The organism is Catenulispora rubra, assembly GCF_015356825.1.
Lineage (GTDB): Bacteria > Actinomycetota > Actinomycetes > Streptomycetales > Catenulisporaceae > Catenulispora > Catenulispora rubra.
Genome location: NZ_JAACYW010000226.1, coordinates 1 through 19,215, shown reverse-complemented (window position 1 = coordinate 19,215; position 19,215 = coordinate 1). Strand labels below are relative to the sequence as shown.

The 19,215-nt window shown below is 70.1% G+C and carries 18 protein-coding genes; 12 read left to right on the top strand and 6 right to left on the bottom strand.

The window, feature by feature from the left end; translation table 11 throughout:
- Positions 1-82: 82 nt before the first annotated feature.
- From pyrG to GWK61_RS39910, 4 genes are all read left to right on the top strand, one after another.
- Positions 83-1,792 carry a CTP synthase gene (gene pyrG, locus GWK61_RS39925; RefSeq protein WP_194916919.1) on the top strand — a complete coding sequence of 570 codons (1,710 nt, stop codon included), beginning with the start codon at positions 83-85 and terminating at the stop codon, positions 1,790-1,792.
- A 148-nt stretch (positions 1,793-1,940) separates the two neighbouring features.
- Positions 1,941-2,561, top strand: coding sequence for an NUDIX domain-containing protein (locus tag GWK61_RS39920; protein ID WP_194916918.1), 621 nt, complete (start codon positions 1,941-1,943; stop codon positions 2,559-2,561).
- A gap of 162 nt (positions 2,562-2,723) precedes the next feature.
- Positions 2,724-3,500: an HAD family hydrolase gene (locus GWK61_RS39915; RefSeq protein ID WP_194916917.1), complete on the top strand. Its 777-nt coding sequence runs from the start codon at positions 2,724-2,726 to the stop codon at positions 3,498-3,500.
- A gap of 48 nt (positions 3,501-3,548) precedes the next feature.
- Entirely contained in the window at positions 3,549-4,352 is an 804-nt protein-coding gene (locus tag GWK61_RS39910) for a metallophosphoesterase family protein (protein WP_228563709.1), read from the top strand.
- Positions 4,353-4,409: 57 nt separating this feature from the next.
- Here the strand turns inward: GWK61_RS39910 and GWK61_RS39905 are convergent, their stop codons facing one another.
- Complete coding sequence (locus GWK61_RS39905; protein ID WP_194916916.1) at positions 4,410-5,621, bottom strand: methyltransferase; 1,212 nt, start codon at positions 5,619-5,621, stop codon at positions 4,410-4,412.
- Positions 5,612-6,592 carry a magnesium and cobalt transport protein CorA gene (locus GWK61_RS39900; RefSeq protein ID WP_194916915.1) on the bottom strand — a complete coding sequence of 327 codons (981 nt, stop codon included), beginning with the start codon at positions 6,590-6,592 and terminating at the stop codon, positions 5,612-5,614. Before GWK61_RS39900 ends, GWK61_RS39905 begins: the two co-directional genes overlap by 10 nt.
- 153 nt (positions 6,593-6,745) lie before the next feature.
- On the opposite strand from GWK61_RS39900, the gene GWK61_RS39895 reads away from it, so the two are divergent.
- The 5 genes from GWK61_RS39895 (at position 6,746) to mshC (ending at position 11,542) form a co-directional block, all read left to right on the top strand.
- Positions 6,746-7,456, top strand: a complete 711-nt coding sequence (locus GWK61_RS39895) for a histidine phosphatase family protein (RefSeq protein WP_194916914.1) — start codon at positions 6,746-6,748, stop codon at positions 7,454-7,456.
- A 65-nt stretch (positions 7,457-7,521) separates the two neighbouring features.
- Positions 7,522-8,088, top strand: coding sequence for a DUF3090 domain-containing protein (locus GWK61_RS39890; RefSeq protein ID WP_194916913.1), 567 nt, complete (start codon positions 7,522-7,524; stop codon positions 8,086-8,088).
- On the top strand, positions 8,085-8,960 hold the full coding sequence (locus tag GWK61_RS39885; protein WP_194916912.1) for an SCO1664 family protein: 876 nt from the start codon (positions 8,085-8,087) through the stop codon (positions 8,958-8,960). The genes GWK61_RS39890 and GWK61_RS39885 overlap by 4 nt, the downstream gene beginning before the upstream one ends.
- Before the next feature lie 119 nt (positions 8,961-9,079).
- Positions 9,080-10,069: a GNAT family N-acetyltransferase gene (locus tag GWK61_RS60070; protein WP_194916911.1), complete on the top strand. Its 990-nt coding sequence runs from the start codon at positions 9,080-9,082 to the stop codon at positions 10,067-10,069.
- A gap of 171 nt (positions 10,070-10,240) precedes the next feature.
- On the top strand, positions 10,241-11,542 hold the full coding sequence (gene mshC / locus GWK61_RS39875; protein ID WP_194916910.1) for a cysteine--1-D-myo-inosityl 2-amino-2-deoxy-alpha-D-glucopyranoside ligase: 1,302 nt from the start codon (positions 10,241-10,243) through the stop codon (positions 11,540-11,542).
- Positions 11,543-11,564: 22 nt separating this feature from the next.
- On the opposite strand, the gene GWK61_RS39870 is transcribed toward mshC, so the two are convergent.
- Positions 11,565-13,271: an MFS transporter gene (locus GWK61_RS39870; protein ID WP_323747966.1), complete on the bottom strand. Its 1,707-nt coding sequence runs from the start codon at positions 13,269-13,271 to the stop codon at positions 11,565-11,567.
- A 74-nt stretch (positions 13,272-13,345) separates the two neighbouring features.
- Between GWK61_RS39870 and GWK61_RS60065 the strand changes: the two genes are divergently transcribed.
- Positions 13,346-14,218 carry a winged helix-turn-helix transcriptional regulator gene (locus GWK61_RS60065; protein WP_194916909.1) on the top strand — a complete coding sequence of 291 codons (873 nt, stop codon included), beginning with the start codon at positions 13,346-13,348 and terminating at the stop codon, positions 14,216-14,218.
- A 157-nt stretch (positions 14,219-14,375) separates the two neighbouring features.
- Here the strand turns inward: GWK61_RS60065 and GWK61_RS39860 are convergent, their stop codons facing one another.
- Positions 14,376-15,284: a PAC2 family protein gene (locus GWK61_RS39860; RefSeq protein WP_194916908.1), complete on the bottom strand. Its 909-nt coding sequence runs from the start codon at positions 15,282-15,284 to the stop codon at positions 14,376-14,378.
- Between the two features lie 74 nt (positions 15,285-15,358).
- Here GWK61_RS39860 and GWK61_RS39855 point away from each other — a divergent pair, with 74 nt between their 5' ends.
- A complete protein-coding gene (locus tag GWK61_RS39855; RefSeq protein WP_194916907.1) occupies positions 15,359-16,771 on the top strand; it encodes a recombinase family protein in 1,413 nt (470 codons plus the stop codon).
- An 80-nt stretch (positions 16,772-16,851) separates the two neighbouring features.
- On the opposite strand, the gene GWK61_RS39850 is transcribed toward GWK61_RS39855, so the two are convergent.
- Together GWK61_RS39850 and GWK61_RS39845 are read right to left on the bottom strand one after the other, a co-directional pair.
- Positions 16,852-17,592 carry a hypothetical protein gene (locus GWK61_RS39850; RefSeq protein ID WP_194916906.1) on the bottom strand — a complete coding sequence of 247 codons (741 nt, stop codon included), beginning with the start codon at positions 17,590-17,592 and terminating at the stop codon, positions 16,852-16,854.
- Between the two features lie 142 nt (positions 17,593-17,734).
- Entirely contained in the window at positions 17,735-18,193 is a 459-nt protein-coding gene (locus GWK61_RS39845; protein WP_194916905.1) for a hypothetical protein, read from the bottom strand.
- Between the two features lie 49 nt (positions 18,194-18,242).
- Between GWK61_RS39845 and GWK61_RS61075 the strand changes: the two genes are divergently transcribed.
- Positions 18,243-18,944: a helix-turn-helix transcriptional regulator gene (locus GWK61_RS61075; RefSeq protein WP_369125649.1), complete on the top strand. Its 702-nt coding sequence runs from the start codon at positions 18,243-18,245 to the stop codon at positions 18,942-18,944.
- Positions 18,945-19,215 lie beyond the last annotated feature (271 nt).

The window sequence follows — 19,215 nt, the reverse complement described above, 5'->3', positions numbered from 1 at the left end:
CTCCGGCACCGCATCGCCCACCGCTCTCCTCATCGAGCAGCGCCCTCTTTAGTTGTCACCAGCGATCCGCGGGAGCCCCCCTTTGGCACATCAGACGAAACACCTGTTCGTAACCGGGGGCGTCGCCTCCTCCCTGGGCAAGGGCCTGACCGCCTCGTCGCTGGGCGCCCTGCTCAAGGCCCGGGGTCTGCGGGTCACCATGCAGAAGCTCGACCCCTACCTCAACGTCGACCCGGGCACGATGAACCCGTTCCAGCACGGCGAGGTGTTCGTCACCGACGACGGCGCCGAGACCGACCTGGACGTCGGCCACTACGAGCGGTTCCTGGACACCGACCTGCACGGTTCGGCCAACGTCACCACCGGCCAGGTCTACTCCGCGGTGATCGCCAAGGAGCGGCGCGGGGAGTACCTGGGCGACACGGTCCAGGTGATCCCGCACATCACCAACGAGATCAAGTCCCGGATCCGGCGCATGGGCGGCGACGAGGTCGACATCGTGATCACCGAGGTCGGCGGGACCGTCGGCGACATCGAGTCGCTGCCGTTCCTGGAGGCCGCGCGCCAGCTCCGGCACGAGGTCGGCCGGGAGAACGTGTTCTTCCTGCACGTCTCGCTGGTGCCCTACATCGGCCCCTCGGGGGAGATGAAGACCAAGCCGACCCAGCACTCGGTGGCCTCGCTGCGCAGCATCGGCATCCAGCCGGACGCCATCGTGTGCCGCGCCGACCGGCCGATCAGCCAGGCCATCAAGCGCAAGATCTCGCTGATGTGCGACGTGGACGAGGAGGCCGTCGCCGCGGCCGTGGACGCGCCGTCCATCTACGACATCCCCAAGGTCCTGCACACCGAGGGCCTGGACGCCTACGTGGTGCGCCGGCTGAACCTGCCGTTCCGCGACGTGGACTGGACGCAGTGGGACGACCTGCTGCGCCGGGTGCACCAGCCGGACCACGACCTCACCGTCGCCCTGGTCGGCAAGTACATCGACCTGCCGGACGCCTACCTGTCGGTGAGCGAGGCGCTGCGGGCCGGCGGCTTCGCCAACTCCGCGCGGGTGAACATCCGCTGGGTCCCCTCCGACGAGTGCGCCACCGACGAGGGCGCGGCCAAGCACCTGACCGGCGTGGACGCGATCTGCGTGCCCGGCGGCTTCGGCGTGCGCGGCATCGAGGGCAAGGTGAACACGGTCAAGTACGCCCGCGAGAACCTGATCCCGCTGCTGGGCCTGTGCCTGGGCCTGCAGTGCATCGTGATCGAGGGCGCCCGCAACCTGGCCGGCATCCCCGCGGCGAACTCCGCGGAGTTCGACGAGGCCACGCCGGACCCGGTCATCTCCACCATGGCCGACCAGCGCGACATCGTGGCCGGCCAGGGCGACCTGGGCGGCACCATGCGCCTGGGCCTGTACCCGGCCAAGCTCGGCGAGGGCACCGTCGTCCGCGAGCTGTACGCCGGCGCCCCCTACATCGAGGAGCGCCACCGCCACCGCTACGAGGTGAACAACGCCTACCGCCCGCGCCTGGAGGAGGCCGGCCTGGTCTTCTCCGGCACCTCCCCGGACGGCCGGCTGGTGGAGTTCGTCGAGCTCCCGCGCGAGACGCACCCCTTCCTGGTCGGCACCCAGGCGCACCCCGAACTGCGCTCGCGTCCGACCCGGCCGCACCCGCTGTTCGCCGGCCTGATCGCGGCCGCCGTCGAGCGGTCGAAGGGCGTGGCCACCGCCGCGGCCGCGACCGCCGCGGCGACCGCCGCCGGGGAGGCGCTGGCCGAGACGGCTGCCGGCGCCTGAGGCGCGGGCAGGGAGCACGACACCGCGCCCCGGCGTTCGCGCCGGGGCGTTCGTCGTCCCCGACGCCTGCCGACAGGGCTGTCGCGATAGGCTCCGATCATCGATGTCCACTCATCGATTCCGCGACACACACAGCCCCAGGAGCGTGATGGAGATCCGCGACGAACCGGAGAAATGGCCGGTCCTGGCCTCCGAGGAGAAGTTCCGGGGGCATGTGATCTCCATCCGGACCGACACCGTGGAGATGGTGGACGGCAAGGTCGCCGAGCGCGACTACGTCGTGCACCCCGGCGCGGTCGGCGTCGTGGCGCTGGACGAGGCGGACCGCGTGCTGCTGGTGCGCCAGTACCGGCACCCGGTCGGCTGGCGGCTGTGGGAGCTGCCCGCGGGGCTGCTGGACCACCCCGGCGAGAACCCGCTGGAGGCCGCGCAGCGCGAGCTCTACGAGGAGACGCACCAGCAGGCCGAGGACTGGCGCGTGCTGGTCGACCTGTTCACCACCCCCGGCGGCTCCGACGAGGCGATCCGCGTCTACCTGGCGCGCGGCGTGCGCGAGGCCGACGGCGAGCAGTACGCGCGCGAGCACGAGGAGGCCGACATGGCCGTCGTGTGGGCCGACCGCTCCGAGGTGACCAAGCTGATCCTGGCCGGGGAGCTGCACAACCCGCTCACCGTGGCCGGCGTGCTGGCGCTGACCACCGCGATCACCACGAACGCTTTGGACGACCTGCGGCCGGCCGACGCGCCCTGGCCGCAGCGGCCTTTCTAGGCGCGGGTCTTTCCAGGTACGGGCTCGGCGCGAGCAGGGTGACCGGCTAGCTGGGTATGGTCTTGGCGCGAGCTCGGCAACCGGCTCGGCGTGGGCTCGGCGCGAGCGCGAATCAGGGTGCGGGCTGGGCCCGGCCTACCACGCCGGGCCTAGATTGGGCCGATGGAGACAAAGTCTGCGGCGACGGAGCCCACCTCGCCACGCCCCTTCGCCGCGGTCGTCATCGACTTCTTCGGCACGCTCACCCACAGCGCCTCCGACGAGGCCTGGTTCCAAGCCGCGGCCGCCAGCGCCGCTCCCCTCGGGCTCCCCGCCGAGCAGTGGCGCGAGACGCTGTCCGACTCCTTCGTCGAACGCGCCACCGGAGCCCTCGGCGACCTGTCCGAGACCTTCCGCGCCCTGGCCCGCCGCTGCGGTATCGAGCCCTCCGACACCGCCCTGGCCGAGGCGTGCGAGGCGCGGGTGACGGCGCAGAACGCGCTGTTCGTCTGCCGCGACGACGCGCCCGAGGCCCTGCGGGCCCTCAGAACCCGCGGCTACCGCCTCGGCCTGCTCAGCGACTGCACCCCGGAACTGCCGGTCGCGTGGCCGGGCCTGGCCGTCGCCGAATACTTCGACACCGCCGTGTTCTCCTGCGACGAGGGCCTGAAGAAGCCTAATCCGGCCTTCTTCCAGCTCGTATGTGACCGCCTCGGCGTCGCCCCCGCCGAGTGTCTCTACGTCGGCGACGGCGGCTCCCGCGAGCTCACCGGCGCCGCCGGCGTCGGCATGACGCCGGTGATGCTGCGGGCCGCGGACTGGCACGGCAGCAGCGCGCACGACCGCGAGGACGACTGGCCGGGCCCGGAGATCGCCTCCTTCACCGACTTGGTCAGCATGATCGACGCACCCGGTCTCAGTGCTCGGTCACTTCTCGCCCACCATCAGGACCGCGATTAGGCTTGAATCGGCGGAAACAGCCGATTCGCCGTCCCGGGGAGGACCAAGATGTCCCTCGAGTTCTACGGTCCCGCGTCGTGGGAGGGCCAGGCCAAGCGGTACGGGCCGGTGGAGCGGGTCGCGGTGCTGTCCGACGTGCACGCCAACCTCCCCGCGCTGCGCGCGGTGCTCGCCGAGCCCGACGTCGCCGCCGCCGACCTGGTGGTCTTCAACGGCGACCTGACCTGGGGCGTCGACCCCGACGGGGCGGTCGCGACCGTCAAGGGCCTGGGCCGGCGCGCGGTGTGCGTGCGCGGCAACAGCGAGCGCTACGTCCGGCAGATCGCCACCGGCGCATACACCCCGGCCAACCCGCGCCAGGAGTGGGTCCCGGCCCGGCACGGCACCGGATCGCTGGCCTTCGTCGGCTCGTTCCCGTTCAGCGTGGTCGTGGACGTGCGCGGCCTGGGCCCGGTGCGCTTCTGCCACGGCTCCCCGCGCAGCGACAACGAGGCCGTGACGCCCGGCACCCCGGCCGAGCGGTTCGCCGAGATGACCGCCGGGATCGAGGAGGACGTCCTGGTCACCGGCCACACCCACCTGCAGTTCGACCGCTTCGTCGGCACCCGCCGCAGCATCAACCCCGGCAGCGTCGGCCTGCCCTTCCACCACGACGAGCCGGGCCTGGCCTACTGGGCGCTGCTCGGCCCCGACGTCCAGCTGCGCACCACGCGCTACGACGTGCGCGAGTCGGTCGCCGCGATCGAGGCGGCCGGCGACCCGGGGCAGGCGCGGATCGCGGAGCTGCTGCTCAAGCCGCCGACGCCGGAGGAGATCATCGCCGAGGCCGAGCAGGCGGTGCTGGTCGACTGAGCACGGCTGGGAGGTTTGTCCAGCTGGGCTGTGGGGCTGTTGGCAGCCCCACCTTGCTCATCTCCGCACGGCCCGCAGCACCACGAACTTCGGATTGCTGCCCACGACCTCGCAGTTCCCGAACAGCCGCTTCAGTTTCAGGTGGTAGCCGAGGTGCCGGTTGCCGACCACCCACAGCTCCCCGCCACGCCGCAACGCCGCCCGCGACCCCGTGAACATCCGCCACGCGGTCGCGTCCGTCGTGGCCTGGTGGCTGTGGAACGGCGGGTTGTTCAGCACCAGATCCACGCTGCCCGGCTCGAAGCCGTCCATCCCGTCGCCGGCCCGGAACTCCGCATCCCGCGTCCCCGCCGGGAACGCCGCCTCGAACGTGGCGCGCGCCGAAGCCAGGGCCTGGTACGACTCGTCGACGAACGTCACCGCCGCGCCCGGATTCGCCAACGCCGCCGCCAACCCCACAACCCCGTTGCCACACCCCAGATCCACAACCCGCGCCACATCGGACCGGCTTGTATCTGACCGGCTCGGCAGATGCTGAAGAAACAACCGCGTCCCGATGTCCAAATGGTCGGCCGAGAACGTCCCCGCGTAGTTCACCACGGGACGCTCGCTCGCGACCCCGATACCATCAGGAAGCTGATACGTCAGCGGCCACGGATTCTCCTTACGCGGCAACGCCAAATCCGGCTCGCAGAAGATCAGCCGCGCCTTACGCACCGCCAAGGAAGTCCGCGTGGGCCCCAGAATCCGTTCAAAAGCCTGAAGCGTCGAGGTGTGGATCTCGGTCACCATCCCGGACCCCACGATCCGCGTCCCCGGCCCGACGAACGGCCGCAACCGCCACAGCTGGTCCTCCAACAGCGCCAACGACTTCGGCACCCGCACCAGCAACACGTCGATCGGCGCCGGGAGCCCCGCACCCACACCGAATTCCGCACCGAAATCCTCGGCCGCCGAGGCCAGCACCACCTCAGGCCGCGAATGCCCGTTCCGCGCCAGGTTCGCGGCGGTCGCCTGCTGCCCGAGGAACGAATCAGAGATCTGCGTGACGTGCGCCCCGGTCAGCGCCAGCGACGTGGTGATCGCGCCCCACCGGTCGCCGACCACCACCACCCGGCCGAGCAGGCCCGCGCGGTCCGAGCCGTCGTCGAGATGCCGCAGCAGGTACTCGTCCGCCGCGTCCCAGGCCCGCAACTGCTCTCGCGCGTCCTCGGGGAACCGCGTCAGCTCCAGCTCGCCCGGCGGCACAGGCACCCCGCTCACAGCCATTTCGCCCGCTTCAGCAGCACGTACAGGATCACGCACGCCGTGGCCATGATCCCCAGCACCACGTAGTACGAGTAGTGGTAGTGCAGCTCCGGCATGTCGTCGAAGTTCATCCCGTAGATCCCGGCGATCGCCGTCGGCACCGCCAGGATCGCCGCCCACGCCGAGATCCGCCGCATGTCGTCGTTCTGCTGCACCGACACCCGCGACCGGTCCGCGTCCAGCATGTGGTCCAGCAGCTCGTTCCACTCCCGCGCGCCGTCGGTGGCGCGCAGCACGTGGTCGGCCACGTCCCGGAAGTAGGGCTGGGTCTCCTTCGCGATCCGGTCCTCCTCCCCGGCGACCAGCGCCTTCGTCGGCATCACCAGCGGCAGCACGGCGCGCGCGAACACGATCGCGTTGCGCTTGAGCGCGTAGATCGGCCCGCCGTAGTCGCCGCGGACGGGGGAGAAGACCTCGGTCTCCAGCTCGTCGATCGAGTCCTGCATCAGCTGCGCGTAACCGCTGTAGGAGTCGACGATCAGGTCCGCGACCGCGTACAGCACCGCGCTGGGCCCCAGCTGCAGCAGCTCCGGCTCGGCCTCGACCCGGTGCCGCACCCCGGTCAGCGGGTTGGCCGCGCCGTGCCGGACGGTGACGATGAAGTTCTCGCCGAGGAACACCGAGATCTCGCCGAGCTGCAGCGGATGGTGCGGGTCGGACTCCAGCAGCGTCTTGAACACCAGGAACGTCGAGCCCTTGTAGTGCTCCAGCTTGGGGCGCTGGTGCGCGCTCACCGCGTCCTCCACGGCCAGCGGGTGCAGCCCGAACTCGCGCGCCACCAGGTCGAACTCGTCGGGCTCGGGCTCGAAGAGCCCCAGCCACAGGAACGCTCCGGGGTCCCCGCAGCCCCTGGCCTGCTCCAGCGCGTCCGACAGGTCCTCGGGCGCGGCCACGCGGCGGCCGTTCTGGTAGGTGGCATTGTCGACGATCATGCGGGCGATTATCCCGCAGGCCGGGCGGCGGGGAGGAATCCGATCCGGTGCCGGGGCGCCGATCCGATCCGGCCGCGGGGCGCCGATCCGATCCACCGCCGCCCGCGGAATCCGATCCGCCGCCCAGGCGCCTCAAGTCGTAGGGTGAGGCCTGTGACCCTGGTACTCCTGATCCGCCACGGCCGCACCACGGCCAACAGCTCCGGCATCCTCGCCGGCTGGACCAAGGGTGTGCGCCTGGACGAGCGCGGCGAACAGCAAGCCGGCGAGCTGGCCAAGCGGCTGGCCGAGGTGCCGCTGTCGGCCGTGGTGAGCTCTCCGCTGGAGCGCTGCCGACAGACCTCCGACATCGTGCTGGCCGGCCGCGAGAGCGTGCCGGTGCACCTGGACGAGCGGATCGGCGAATGCCGCTACGGCGACTGGACCGGCCGGCCGCTGGCCGAGTTGGCCAAGGAACCGCTGTGGAAGGTCGTGCAGGGGCATCCGTCCGCCGCGCGCTTCCCCGGGCCCGAGGGCGAGTCGATGGCCGACATGTCCGCGCGTGCCGTGGCCGCCGTGCGGGAATGGAACACCCTGATAGCGGAGGAACACGGACCGGAGGCGGTGTGGGCGCTGTTCTCGCACGGCGACGTCATCAAGGCCTTGGCCGCCGACGCCCTGGGCCTGCACCTGGACCAGTTCCAGCGCATCACCTGCGATCCGTGCTCGGTCACCGCCGTGCGCTACACCGAGATGCGGCCGTTCGTCGTGCGCCTGAACGACGTCGGCGGCGACCCGGCTCCCTACAAGCCGGCCCCGGAGCGTTCGCCTACAGCGGACGCGGACGCCGCAGTGGGGGGCGGCGCGGGCGCCGACAACGCATGAACGCATAGGCTTGATTGCGGGGCCCATGAGAGGGCCTGAGCGCGAAGCTTGTAGGAGGAAACACGGTGTCACGGGAACTCTTCGTCTACGACCCCCCGGAACGGTTCGTCGCCGGCACCGTCGGACTCCCCGGGCACCGCACCTTCTACCTGCAGGCGGCCTCCGGCGGCCGGATCACCTCGGTGGCGCTGGAGAAGGAGCAGGTCGAGGCGTTGGCCGAGCGGCTGGACGATTTGTTGGACGAGGTCGTGCGGCGCTCCGGCGGGGCCGCCCCGGTCCCGGCGATCGCGCCGTTGGAGCTGGCCGACGACAAGCCCCTGGAACAGCCGGTCTTCGAGGAGTTCCGGGTCGCGGCCCTGGCGCTGGCCTGGGACGGCGAGACCCAGCGGGTCGTGATCGAGGCCATGGCGCCGATGGAGGGCGAGGGCGAGCCGCCGCTGGGCGACATGGAGGCCGACGGCCCGCCGACCATGGTGGTGCGGCTCACCGGCGCGCAGGCGCGGGCGTTCACCTCCCGGGCCAAGGCCGTGGTCTCGGCCGGCCGGCCGCCTTGCCCCTTCTGCTCGCTGCCACTGGACCCGGAGGGTCATGTGTGTCCGCGTTCCAACGGCTACCGGCGGCGCGCCGCTTGAGCACCTCCGGAGCGGACGCGGCCGCCGAGCAGGACCAGAGCCAGGACCTGGATCCGGCCGGGGTCCGGCAGGTCCTGACGAGCGGCGAGCTGGCCATCACCGGCCGGCTCACCAACGCCTCCAACGCCACCCTGTACGGCACGGTGGCCCTGGACGGCGTGAGCCTGACCTGCGTGCACAAGCCGGTGGCCGGCGAGCGTCCGCTGTGGGACTTCCCCAACGGCACGCTGGCCGCCCGCGAGGTCGCCGCCTACGAGCTGTCGCAGGCCACCGGCTGGCGCATCGTGCCGCCCACGGTGATGCGCGAGGGCCCGTGGGGCCCGGGCATGTGCCAGCTGTGGATCGACACCCCCGACGAGGACGAGCACGACCTGCTCGCCCTGCTGCCGGAGGACTTCGACGACGACCCGGCCGACGAGGCCGCGGCCCAGTGGCGCCCGGTGCTGTCGGTGGAGCTCGGCGACGGCCGCCCCGCGGTGCTGGCGCACAAGGCCGACGAGCGGCTGCGCCGCATCGCGGCCTTCGACGCGGTGGTGAACAACGCCGACCGCAAGGGCGGGCACCTGCTGGTCGGGATCGCCGAGCCGGAGCATGTGTACGGCATCGACCACGGGCTGACCTTCAACGTCGACGACAAACTGCGGACCCTGCTGTGGGGCTTCAGCAGCGAGCCGCTGGGCGCGGAGGTCCGCGAGGTGCTGGAGAAGCTGGACCGGGACGTCGAGTCCGGCGGCCTCCGCGGCCGGCTGGGCGACCTGCTGGACGCCGACGAGGTCGCGGCGACCCGGGGGCGCATCAGGGAACTGCTGGAGACCGACCGGATACCGGGGCCTGAGGGGCGTCGGCGTCCGGTGCCCTGGCCGCCGTTCTGAGTCTCGGTTTGAGTCTCGGCGCTGAACCCGGGCTCGGGGCCCCGGCCGCCGTTCCGAAACGCCGCCTCCGAGCCGAGCGGGCCGCTAGTGTGTCTGGCGGTTCGTGAGGGAGGTGTTCGGTGGGGCAGAGTCCGGAATTGCTCGCAGCACATCAGGCGCGCCGAGAGGCCTTCGACCCGTTGCTGGCGTTGTCGGAACCGCTTCCCCCGCCTGGGAAATGGGATACGGCGCTGAGCTGCCCCGGCGGCGTGGCGCTGGTACGCAACCTGATCGCCGATCCGGACACCTGGGGCTACACCTTCTTCGCGGCCCACGAGAGCAAGCTGGTGCCGAAGGTCGACGGCCCGAAGGCGTTCGCTGAGCTGCTGGATCTGTGGGCTGAGCAGGACGCGTTCCGGCCGGGCCCGGACAGCATCGCCTCGATCACCTGGCCCTCGCGCGACACCGAGATGTCGCGGGCTTTGGCCGAGCGGGGATTCACGCCGCAGGCGATCCTCGGGGTGCGGCTCGCCGGGCAAACGACCGGCGCGAGCGCGGCCCCCGGGAGTACCGGCTCCGGCTTTGGCTCCGGCATCGTGGTCCGCCGCGCCAAGCCCCGGGACACCGAGGCCGTGACGTGGCTGTGGATGGAGCAACTGCGCTGGGACGCGCAGTTCGGCTACGTCTCGATCCGGCCCTCCACGCCGTCCGGCTTGGCCGAACAGGTCGCGCAGGCCGTCGGCGGCGAGGAGAAGCGGGCCTGGCTCGCCGAGCGCGACGGCGAGCCGGTCGGGCTGATCGTGGTCCAGCCGCCGGATCACGCCTCCTGGGCCGCGCACCTGATCCGCGTCGCTCCGGCCGCCTACCTGAACTGCGGCGCCGTCACGGCGGGGGAGCGGGGCGGCGGCGTCGGGAGCGCGCTGGCCCGCCACGTCCACGCCGAACTCGACGCCGAGGGCGTCGGCGCGATCCTGCTGCACTACACGGCCACGAACCCGCTGTCCGGACCGTTCTGGAACCGGTGCGGATACCGGCCGCTGCTGACCGCCTGGACGCGCGGGACGGTCGGCGCCGCCGGGTCTTCGCCGGGTTCCCGCCGGCCGCCGGGACCGTTGGCTGAGACGCCCTGAGACGGCCCGAGTCCGCGCTTCGACCTCATGCGGCCTCCGGAACAAACGCCACCCTTCGCTCCGTTGCCCCTGGTGCCTGCCCTGTCCCTGTCGGCGGCAGGCAGCGGCTCCGTGCCGCCGTCCGCACCCGCACCCGGCACCGTCCGCGCCGATCCCGATAGGATCATCCGCATGCACGCATGGCCCGCCCCCGAGGTTCCTGACCTGCCCGGTCACGGCTCCGCCGTCCGGCTCCACGACACCGCCGCGCAGGGCCTGGTGCCCACGCCGGCGGCGGCCCCCGGCGAGGCGGCCCGCATCTACGTGTGCGGCATCACGCCCTATGACGCGACCCACATGGGACACGCCAACACCTACCTGGCGTTCGACCTGATCCAACGCGCGTGGCTGGACGCCGGGCACCCGGTGTCCTACGTGCAGAACGTCACCGACGTCGACGACCCGCTGCTGGAGCGCGCCCTGGCCACCGGCCAGGACTGGGTCCGGCTGGCCGAGTCCGAGACCGCCCTGTTCCGCGAGGACATGACCGCCCTGCGCATCCTGCCGCCGCAGCACTACGTCGGCGCCGTGGAGTCCATCCCGCTGGTCGTGGACCTGGTCGTGAAGCTGCTGGAGCGCGGCGCCGCCTACGACGTCGACGGCGACATCTACTTCTCGGTCCACGCCGACCCGGCCTTCGGTTCCGTGGCCCACCTGGACACCCCCGACATGCTCACCACCTTCGGCGAGCGCGGCGGCGACCCGGGCCGCCCCGGCAAGAAGAACGCCCTGGACTGTCTGCTCTGGCAGGCCGAACGCGAGGGCGAGCCCTCCTGGGAACCCGGCGAGGCGGCGCGCGCCGCCGGCCTGAAACCGGGTCGCCCCGGCTGGCACATCGAGTGCGCCGCGATCGCCCTGGAACACCTGGGCATGGGCATCGACCTCCAGGGCGGCGGCAGCGACCTGGCCTTCCCGCACCACGAGATGGGCGCCTCCGAGGCCCAGGTGGTCACCGGCGAGCGGCCCTACGCGCACACCTACGTGCACTCCGGCATGGTCGGCCTGGACGGCGAGAAGATGTCGAAGTCCAAGGGCAACCTGGTCCTGGTCTCCAAGCTCCGGCACGCCGGCGTGGACCCGATGGCCATCCGCCTGGCCCTGCTGGCGCACCACTACCGCACCGACTGGGAGTGGACCGACGCCGACCTGGCCGCCGCCGAGGTGCGCCTGGCGCGCTGGCGCGCGGCGGTGTCGCGGCCGGACGGCGTGCCGGCCGACGACGTGCTCGCCGCGGTGCGCGAGCGGATCGCCGACGACCTCGACACGCCGGGGGCGCTGGCGGCGATCGACGGGTGGGTGGCTCGGCAGGAGGCTGCTGATGCTGCGGATTCTGCTGACGCTTCGGCTTCGGCTTCCGCTTCGGCCGAGCGGAACACGGCAGCGCCGGGTCAGATCAGCCGAATCACCGACGCGCTACTCGGCGTAGCCCTCTAACCGGTCCTCCCAAGGGCTCTCCTCACCCTTCAGCGATGTCCCGCCGCGCGCGGATCGGACTGGTCAGCACCACCGCCGGCACGGCGAGCGTCGCGGCGGCGGTCCACCACAAGGCCGCGCGCGGCCCGTACCAGGACGCGACAGCCCCGGCGGCCAGCGCGCCGACGGGGATGACGCCCCACGAGACGAAGCGCACCGTCGCCATCACCCGCGGCAGCAGCTCGGTCGGCGTCGCGATCTGCCGGTAGGTGCGTGTGACGATGCTGGCCACGACGACCGTCCCGGCGAACGCGGCGTTCCCGAGCGCGAACACCCCCGCGGCCCACCCACGTCCAGCCAACGGCATCAACGCGTACCCGACCGGCAGCGCCACCGACGCCACGACCAACGCCCGCCCGGTCCCGATCCGCCGGGTCAACCGAGGCGTCAGCGAAGCCCCGAGCAAGCTGCCCAACCCCTCGGCCGCCATCATCGCCCCGACCCACGCCGCGCCCAGCCCGAGCGTACGCACCAGGAACAGCGGCGTGAGCGCCATCAGCGCGCCACAGATGAAGTTCATGGACGTCGCGATCCACAGATTCGCCCGCTGCACAGGCTCGCGGATGAGGAAGTGCCACCCCTCCCGAATCGAAGCGCGCACACTGGCCTTGACCGCACCGGCGTCGGCAACGACCTTCGGCGGCCGCGGCACGTTCCACAACAAGAGCGCTGATATCAGGTAACTGACGACATCCACGACGATGGCCACCGCCGCCCCGACCGCCTGCACCAAAGCCCCACCCAACGACGGCCCGGCCAACGTGGTCACGGCCTCGGCCCCCGACGTAAGACTGTTGCGCGCGGTGAGCTCCTCCTTGTCCACCAGGAACGGCAGCATCGTGGCATTCCCGACATCAAAGACCACCGAAGCCACCCCCACCACCAGCGCGACCACCACCAACTGCGCCACCGTCACCGAAGCGAACCACCAAGCCACCGGCACCGAAGCCAAAGCCACCGCCCGCACCAGATCCATAGCCACCTGCGTCCCCCGCAACGGCAACCGCCCGACCAACACCCCCGCAGGCAACCCCACCACAGCCCACGCCGCATACCCCGCAGCAGCCACAGCCCCAACCTCGAAGCTACTGGCACGCGCCGCCGCCAACGCGGTCAGCGGCAGCGCGACGGTGGTCACCGCAGTGCCGACGCGACTCACCGTCGACCCCGCGAAGTAGCGCCAGAACCAGGAGCGTGCGGCGGGGGCGGCGCGGGTTGGCGGCGCGCTGGCTGGCTCTGCGGCGGCCGGCGGTGCGGCGCTCGCGCGATCCGGCAGTGTGCTGGCCGGCGGCGCGGCGCTGGTGTCGCCTGCCTGTGCGCTGGCCAGTAGTGCGCTGGGTGGCGCTGCGGCGGCCGGTAGTGCGGCGCTCGCGGGATCCGGCAGTGTGCTGGCCGGCGGTGCGGCGCTGGTGTCGCCTGCCTGTGCGCTGGCCAGTAGTGCGCTGGCTGGCGCTGCGGCGGCCGGTAGTGCGGCGCTCGCGGGATCCGGTGCTGAATTGTCGCTTGCTTGCGCACCGTCCGGCGCCGCAGCTGCGCGATCTGGTTGCGCGGCGGCGAGCGGCATCTGTGTCGTCGGCGCAGCGAGCGCGCTGCCTGGTGCTGCAGCAGCCATGCCATCTGGCTGCATGGCCGCCACCTTGCGGCCTTGCCTCGTGTCGTTCATCCGATCCGTCTGCGCGTCGGCGCTCACGTGTGCCCCTCCCCGGAGTCAGTTCCTATTCTGAACTGTCTGAGTTCCCATTGTGAACCGACTATACTGGCCCCGTGAAGTACACCCGCATCGCGGACACCGACTGCTCCATCGCGCAGGCGCTCGACGTCGTCGGCGATTGGTGGACGCTCCTCGTCGTGCGCGATGTCGCCGGCGGCGTCACGCGCTTCTCGGACCTCGCCGCGGAGCTCGGCGTCAGCCGCAAGGTGCTGACCGAGCGGCTGGCGATGCTCGTCGAGCGCGGGGTTCTGGAGCGGCGTCAGTACTCTGATCGGCCGCCGCGCTTCGAGTACCACCTCACCGACGCCGGGCGCGGCCTGCTCCCGGTGCTGATCGCGTTGCAGAACTGGGGGGCGCAACACGTGATGGGCGACGGCACGCTCACCGCCACCTCCGAGCCCGCCTCCGCCGAAGCCCGCCGGGTCCAGGCCCTGGTCGGCACCGGTATTCCAGCCCTGACACTCCCGGCCGCCGACGGCACGCCGACCGACCCGGTCTCCACCGGCGCCAAGTGGACCGTCCTGTACACCTTCCCCGGCTCGCCGGCCGTCGAGCCCGGCCTGGCCCCCGGCTGGTCCGACGTCCCCGGCGGCCCCGGCTGCACGCTCGAAGCCCGCACGTTCCGCGACCGCCTGCCCGACTTCGTCGCGGCCGACGCCACCGTCATCGGAGTCTGCACGCAGCGCCCCGAGCAGCTGGCCCAGTTCGCCGAGCTGGAGAACCTGCCGTTCCCGCTCCTGTCGGACCAGACGCTCCAACTCGCCGCCGCGCTCCGCCTGCCGACGTTCCGGGCCGCCGGCGCCGACCGCCTCAAGCGCGCGACGCTCATCGTCGACTCCTCGCGCACCATCCGCGGGACGCTCTACCCCGTCCCGGACTCGGCGGCCTCCGTCGACGACGCGCTTCGCCTCATCGCAGGGTTCTGAGGTACCTCAGATAAGAGCGCGCCACGCCCAGTCCAGCAGTGTCACAGCCGGGCCCAGCCCAGCCTAGCCAGCCATCCATCCAGCCGTGCATCCATCAGCGGCCGGCCATCCGCAATCCCTCATCCGCCGGCCGCCAACGGTTTCCACCCGCTACCTACTACCCCTCCTCAGAGGACCCCCGCCGCCGCTCCTGCCGCCGCAGATACCGCTCGAACTCCCGAGCGATCGCCTCACCGCTGGCCTCCGGCAGATCGGCGGCGTCCTCGCTGTCCCGCTGCTCCTCCAACGTCCGCACGTACTCGCCGACCTCGGCGTCGTTCTCCGCCAGCTCGTCCACGCCGGCCTCCCACGACTGCGCCTCCTCGGCCAGCCGCTTGGTCGGCACCGACAGGTCGAGCACGTCCTCCAGCCGCCGCAGCAGCGCCAACGTCGCCTTCGGCACCGGCGGATGCGCCACGTAGTGCGGCACCGCGGCCCAGAACGACATCAACGGGATGCCCGCGAAGTGGCACGCCTCCTGGAACACGCCGGTGATCCCCACCGGCCCCTCGTACGTCGGCGGCTCCACGTCGAACAACGCCTGGTACGCCTCGTCCGAGCTGGTCCCGGTCACCGGCGTGGCCCGCGTGTGCGGCACATCGGCCAGATACGCGCCCAGCGTGATGACCTGCCCCACCCCCAGATCCCGCGCCAGCCCCAGGATCTCCTCGCAGAACGATCGCCAGCGCATGTTCGGCTCCACACCGTGCACCAGCACCAGGTCCCGCGGCTCCTCATGAGCATCCCCGGGCAGCAGCCGCGCAGGCGCTCGCACGATGGAGAACCGCGTCGTCGGCCAGATTACCTGCCGCCGATCCTCCACCGAGGCCACCACCGGCCGATGCACCTGGTAGTCGTAGTAGTCCTCCCCGTCCAACGCCGCGAACACCCGCCCGCCCCCGGCATAGGCCTCAGCCAGGTGCTTCACCGCGTTGGAAGCCGCCTCCCCGGCGTCGTTCCACCCCTCGAACGCCAGGATCGCAACAGGATCTGTCAACTCTGGAAGGCCGCCATCAAATTCGATCATGCTAGGACCCCCAGTGAAATAGCCTTACGTCGTTCGACGGGACGATCATGGACTAGACCTCGAACGGAGCACACATGTCTAGGGTACTTGGCGTCAAGCGTTACTCGGGTGACGATGACGCGGGCGCGCTCCAACGCCAGGAGGAGGCGCTCGATGCCTGGATAAGGGCGAACGGCGTCAAACTGGCAGCTTGGGTGGAGGACGAGACCGTTTCGGGCGGCGTCAATCTGGACGAGCGGCCGGCACTCGGAAAGTGGCTGAAGCCGCCGCTGCTCGACGAGTGGGACATCCTTGCTGTCACAGAGCAGGACCGCATCACCCGCGACGACCTTCACTGGTGGGGGTTCGTGGCGAACCTCACCAAGTGGGGCAAGGCGGTGCGCGTTCTCGATGACCCCGGCATGGATCTGACAACGCCGAATGGTCGTATGTTGGCTGGCATCAAGGCCACGCAGGTCGCCAACTACCGCCTGGACGTCAAGAAGAAAATAAGGAACGCACGCGAGAGCTTCCGCCAACATCGGCGATGGGCTGGCGGCCATTGGCCGTACGGATATAGGGCGACGCCCAACCCCGACGGCGATGGCTGGATTCTGGTCGAGGACAAGGAGACCTCGGCGTTGGTCAAAGAGGCTGTCGAGCGCATCGTGGCCGCCGAGACCCTACGTGCGATAGCCGGCGACTGGAACCGGAGAGGCATCCCGACCGGTCGCGACCACCAGCAGGCGACGAAGCTTCTCAAACCGGGGGAATCACGGCCGGAGCCCAAGGGGTATCGATGGAATGAGTCGACCCTCACCAAGATACTTTCCAGCCCGAGCCTGATCGGGCGGCAACGGCACAACGGCGAGATCATCACGGAAGACGGCATCCCCGTGGAGTTCATGCCGCCGATCGTGGACAAGGAAGACTTCGATCGGGTGCAGGAGATCCTGGGCCTGCGGGGGGACTTCCGCCGGGGCATCAAGGGAACGGCGTCGGACTTGCTCGGGGTCCTCTTCTGCCCGTGCGGGGATCCGCTATACAGAGTCAACTCGACTACGGACGGCAGAAGCGATCGACAACCTGGCCGGAAACCTGGCGACCCTGACACCGGGCTCGCGGGCGGCTGCCGCGACCACACAGGCCATGGAGCGCCACGAGGCCAAACTGAGCTGGAGTCCGAGCCGACGCTGCCTGCCCACTGGGAGTACTCCGGCACCGGTGAGAGCTACGGACACTGGTGGGATTCCCATCCCGACTGGTTCGAGCGTGGCCGCCGCCTGCGGAACGACGGTGTTCGAGTCGTACTGGGGGGTACGAAGGCGGCCCCTGTGGTGCTGTATTTGCTTCCGGCCGACCTGCAGAAGCGAGTCAACGATTCCGCCACGGGTGAGGCCGACCTGTCGTTCCTGCTAGGGCGCGACGAGCATCTGAAGGCTGTGGTTGAGGAACGCATCTTCCTTCGGCAGGAATCTGCTCCGTCGAGTGGGAGGTGGGCCACGTGACATCCGCCTTCTGCGCTGCCCATCAGCGCATCGCAGGGCCGCGGTAAGGGCACTCGCAGGTGTAGGACGCCTCTCAGGCCTCAGCCGTAGGCGACTCCGTCAACAGTAAAAGTTCCGCTGCTGTTGATGGGGATCATCACCGGCTGAGGCCCGCCTTTGTGCATAGCGAGTAGGGCGAACCCTGACGCCGTCGACCCAGACGATGCGCCGACGTAACCGGTCTCGACACCCCAGAGAGGCCTTGAGAGGTCTTGGCTGTCCTCGTGGCTCTCGCCGACGGATGCGAGTCGTCCGGTGCCTGAGCACATGACAGAGGCCCGGAGGGTGCGCGCCAGTGTCATCGCGAGCGAGCCCGGATTGCCCTTCTGCGTCCGCCCGTTGACACACAGGCTGTACCAGCCCGGCGTGATCGCATAGATCCCGGCATGCGTGTCGACATCGAGCGATCGCAGTGCACTGAGGCACGTCCGACTCCAGGCGGAAGTCGTCGTGCCAGGCGCCGGCAGAGCGTTCATCTGGATCGTCACGGGCAAGTTGTAGCTGCCTCGGAGAGCCTCGAGAAAGCCGACGAAACCGCTGCAGACGGACTTCTTCGGGTTGCACCACCCTCCCTGAGGGGCGAGCAGCAGAACGCGATCGGGGTGCCAGTCGCCGATGAACTTGATGAGGTTTCTGACAGGAGCTGATCCACTGGCTGCCGCATGCAGCCCGGAAGCGATGACGACTCCTCGCTGAAGTGGAACGCCGGCTTCCTGGTCCCGCGCAAGGAGGGGTCTTTGGTATCCGCTCAGTGTACTCGGCACTGCGAGGTTGGCAGTCATGGTCTTCGCGCTCTCTGTTCAATCGACAATGATGCGTGTCGATTGGGCGATCCTACCCTGTGCAAGATCCATCGCCCAGAGGGGGCAGTCGATTCGGGCTCTGCGCTTGTCGTATCGACATGCAAAGGTATGCCGCGACGCTCTAGGCGGTCTGATGTGCCTGCTTGAGCTTTGCGCTCTCGGAACGCAGTACCGCCAGTACGTCTTCAACGCTGCCGCCCGTGGCGAGAGCGGCGCCGATGTCTGCGATGAGGCTCTGAACCTTGGCGTCTGCCTCGGCGGCGATCGTTGCGGCCGAAGCGTTCAGCTGGGACGTCAGTTCCTTGGCCCGGTCCTGGAGAACTGCGCGCTTCAGCTCGTCTACGAGCTGTGCGGAATCGAGGGTCGGCATCTGCTGCAGGGAAGCGGTGAAGAACTGGCGAGAGTCCGAGCCCGGCAGCGGCTGCTCCCCGCGGAGCCAGCGCGCCAGTTCATCGTTGTCGCTGACGGCGACATTGCCGGTGACCGCAATCGGCAGGGAAGCGTCGGAGTCGTCGAACGGTGTGAGCAAGTAGATAGGCGCGATGTCGAGGACGTAGGCGAAGGTGAGCAACTCGTCCACCGACACTTCGCGGCGCCGGCGGCCCTCCGGATCCGGTCGGCCGCTCTCGATGTTGGCCAGGACGGACTTGGTCAGGTGCGGTGCGCCTGCCGCCGCGCAACGTTCGGCGAACTGGGCCGCCGTCCATCCTCGACGCCTGCGTGATTCGACGACCCGTGCCGCGACGATCGCGCTGGGGGTCCTGGCGGGCGTAGGCAGAGCTGGCTCCGATGTCATATCGACAAAGCTAGCAATCGTGTTGACATTGCGCGAGTCGACTTGCCACAGTGATCTCCAGCGAAGTCGAAACGACCTCGCTGAATGTCGAAACGACATAGGAGTGCCGTGGTCACTTCCAAGCTGGTGGGCATCCGCTTTGTATGGGGAGACGCACCCGCTCAGGTCTGGTGCGGGTGCCGCGACGGTGAATCGCGGGGCTGCGCCTTCTGCGACGGTGCGGGTTTCGAGCCCGAGGCCAGGTGCCGAAGCCCAGGCGGGACCGCAGAGCATCAGGGCTCTGCTGATCCAGTGCTTGGCATCCGAGTGGATGGCGTCAGATCAACGAGAGGTATCAAACACAATGACCTGTGCTCTGCCTATCGAGCCGTATCTCACCCACGCCGAGACTGCGCGTGTGTTGAGGGTCTCGCCGAAGACCCTCTATCAGATGAACTGGAACGGCACTGGCCCGAGCCGGTACAAGGTCGGTCGTTACTGCCGATACGACGTCGCGGAAGTGCGCGCGTGGCTTGCGGATCGGATGAAGGCATGATCCGTGCCGGTGATGTCTCTAGGCCGGCCCGCACCTTGTGGTGGATCTGGTGGCTGTGGCACGACCCATCGAGTGGTCTGCTCCCGACACAGCCCTCACATCCGGCACTGACCTGAGAGGCTGTTGCTCAATCGAACAGGGCCTTTGAGCTGGGAAATCAGCGTCAGCTTGAGTGTGTAAGGGGTCGGTGATGGTGGCATAGCTTCCGGTGTCGGATTGCTCGATTCCCAGGAGGTCGCCGGTGGCTTCGACGGACAGCTTGCTGGATGCT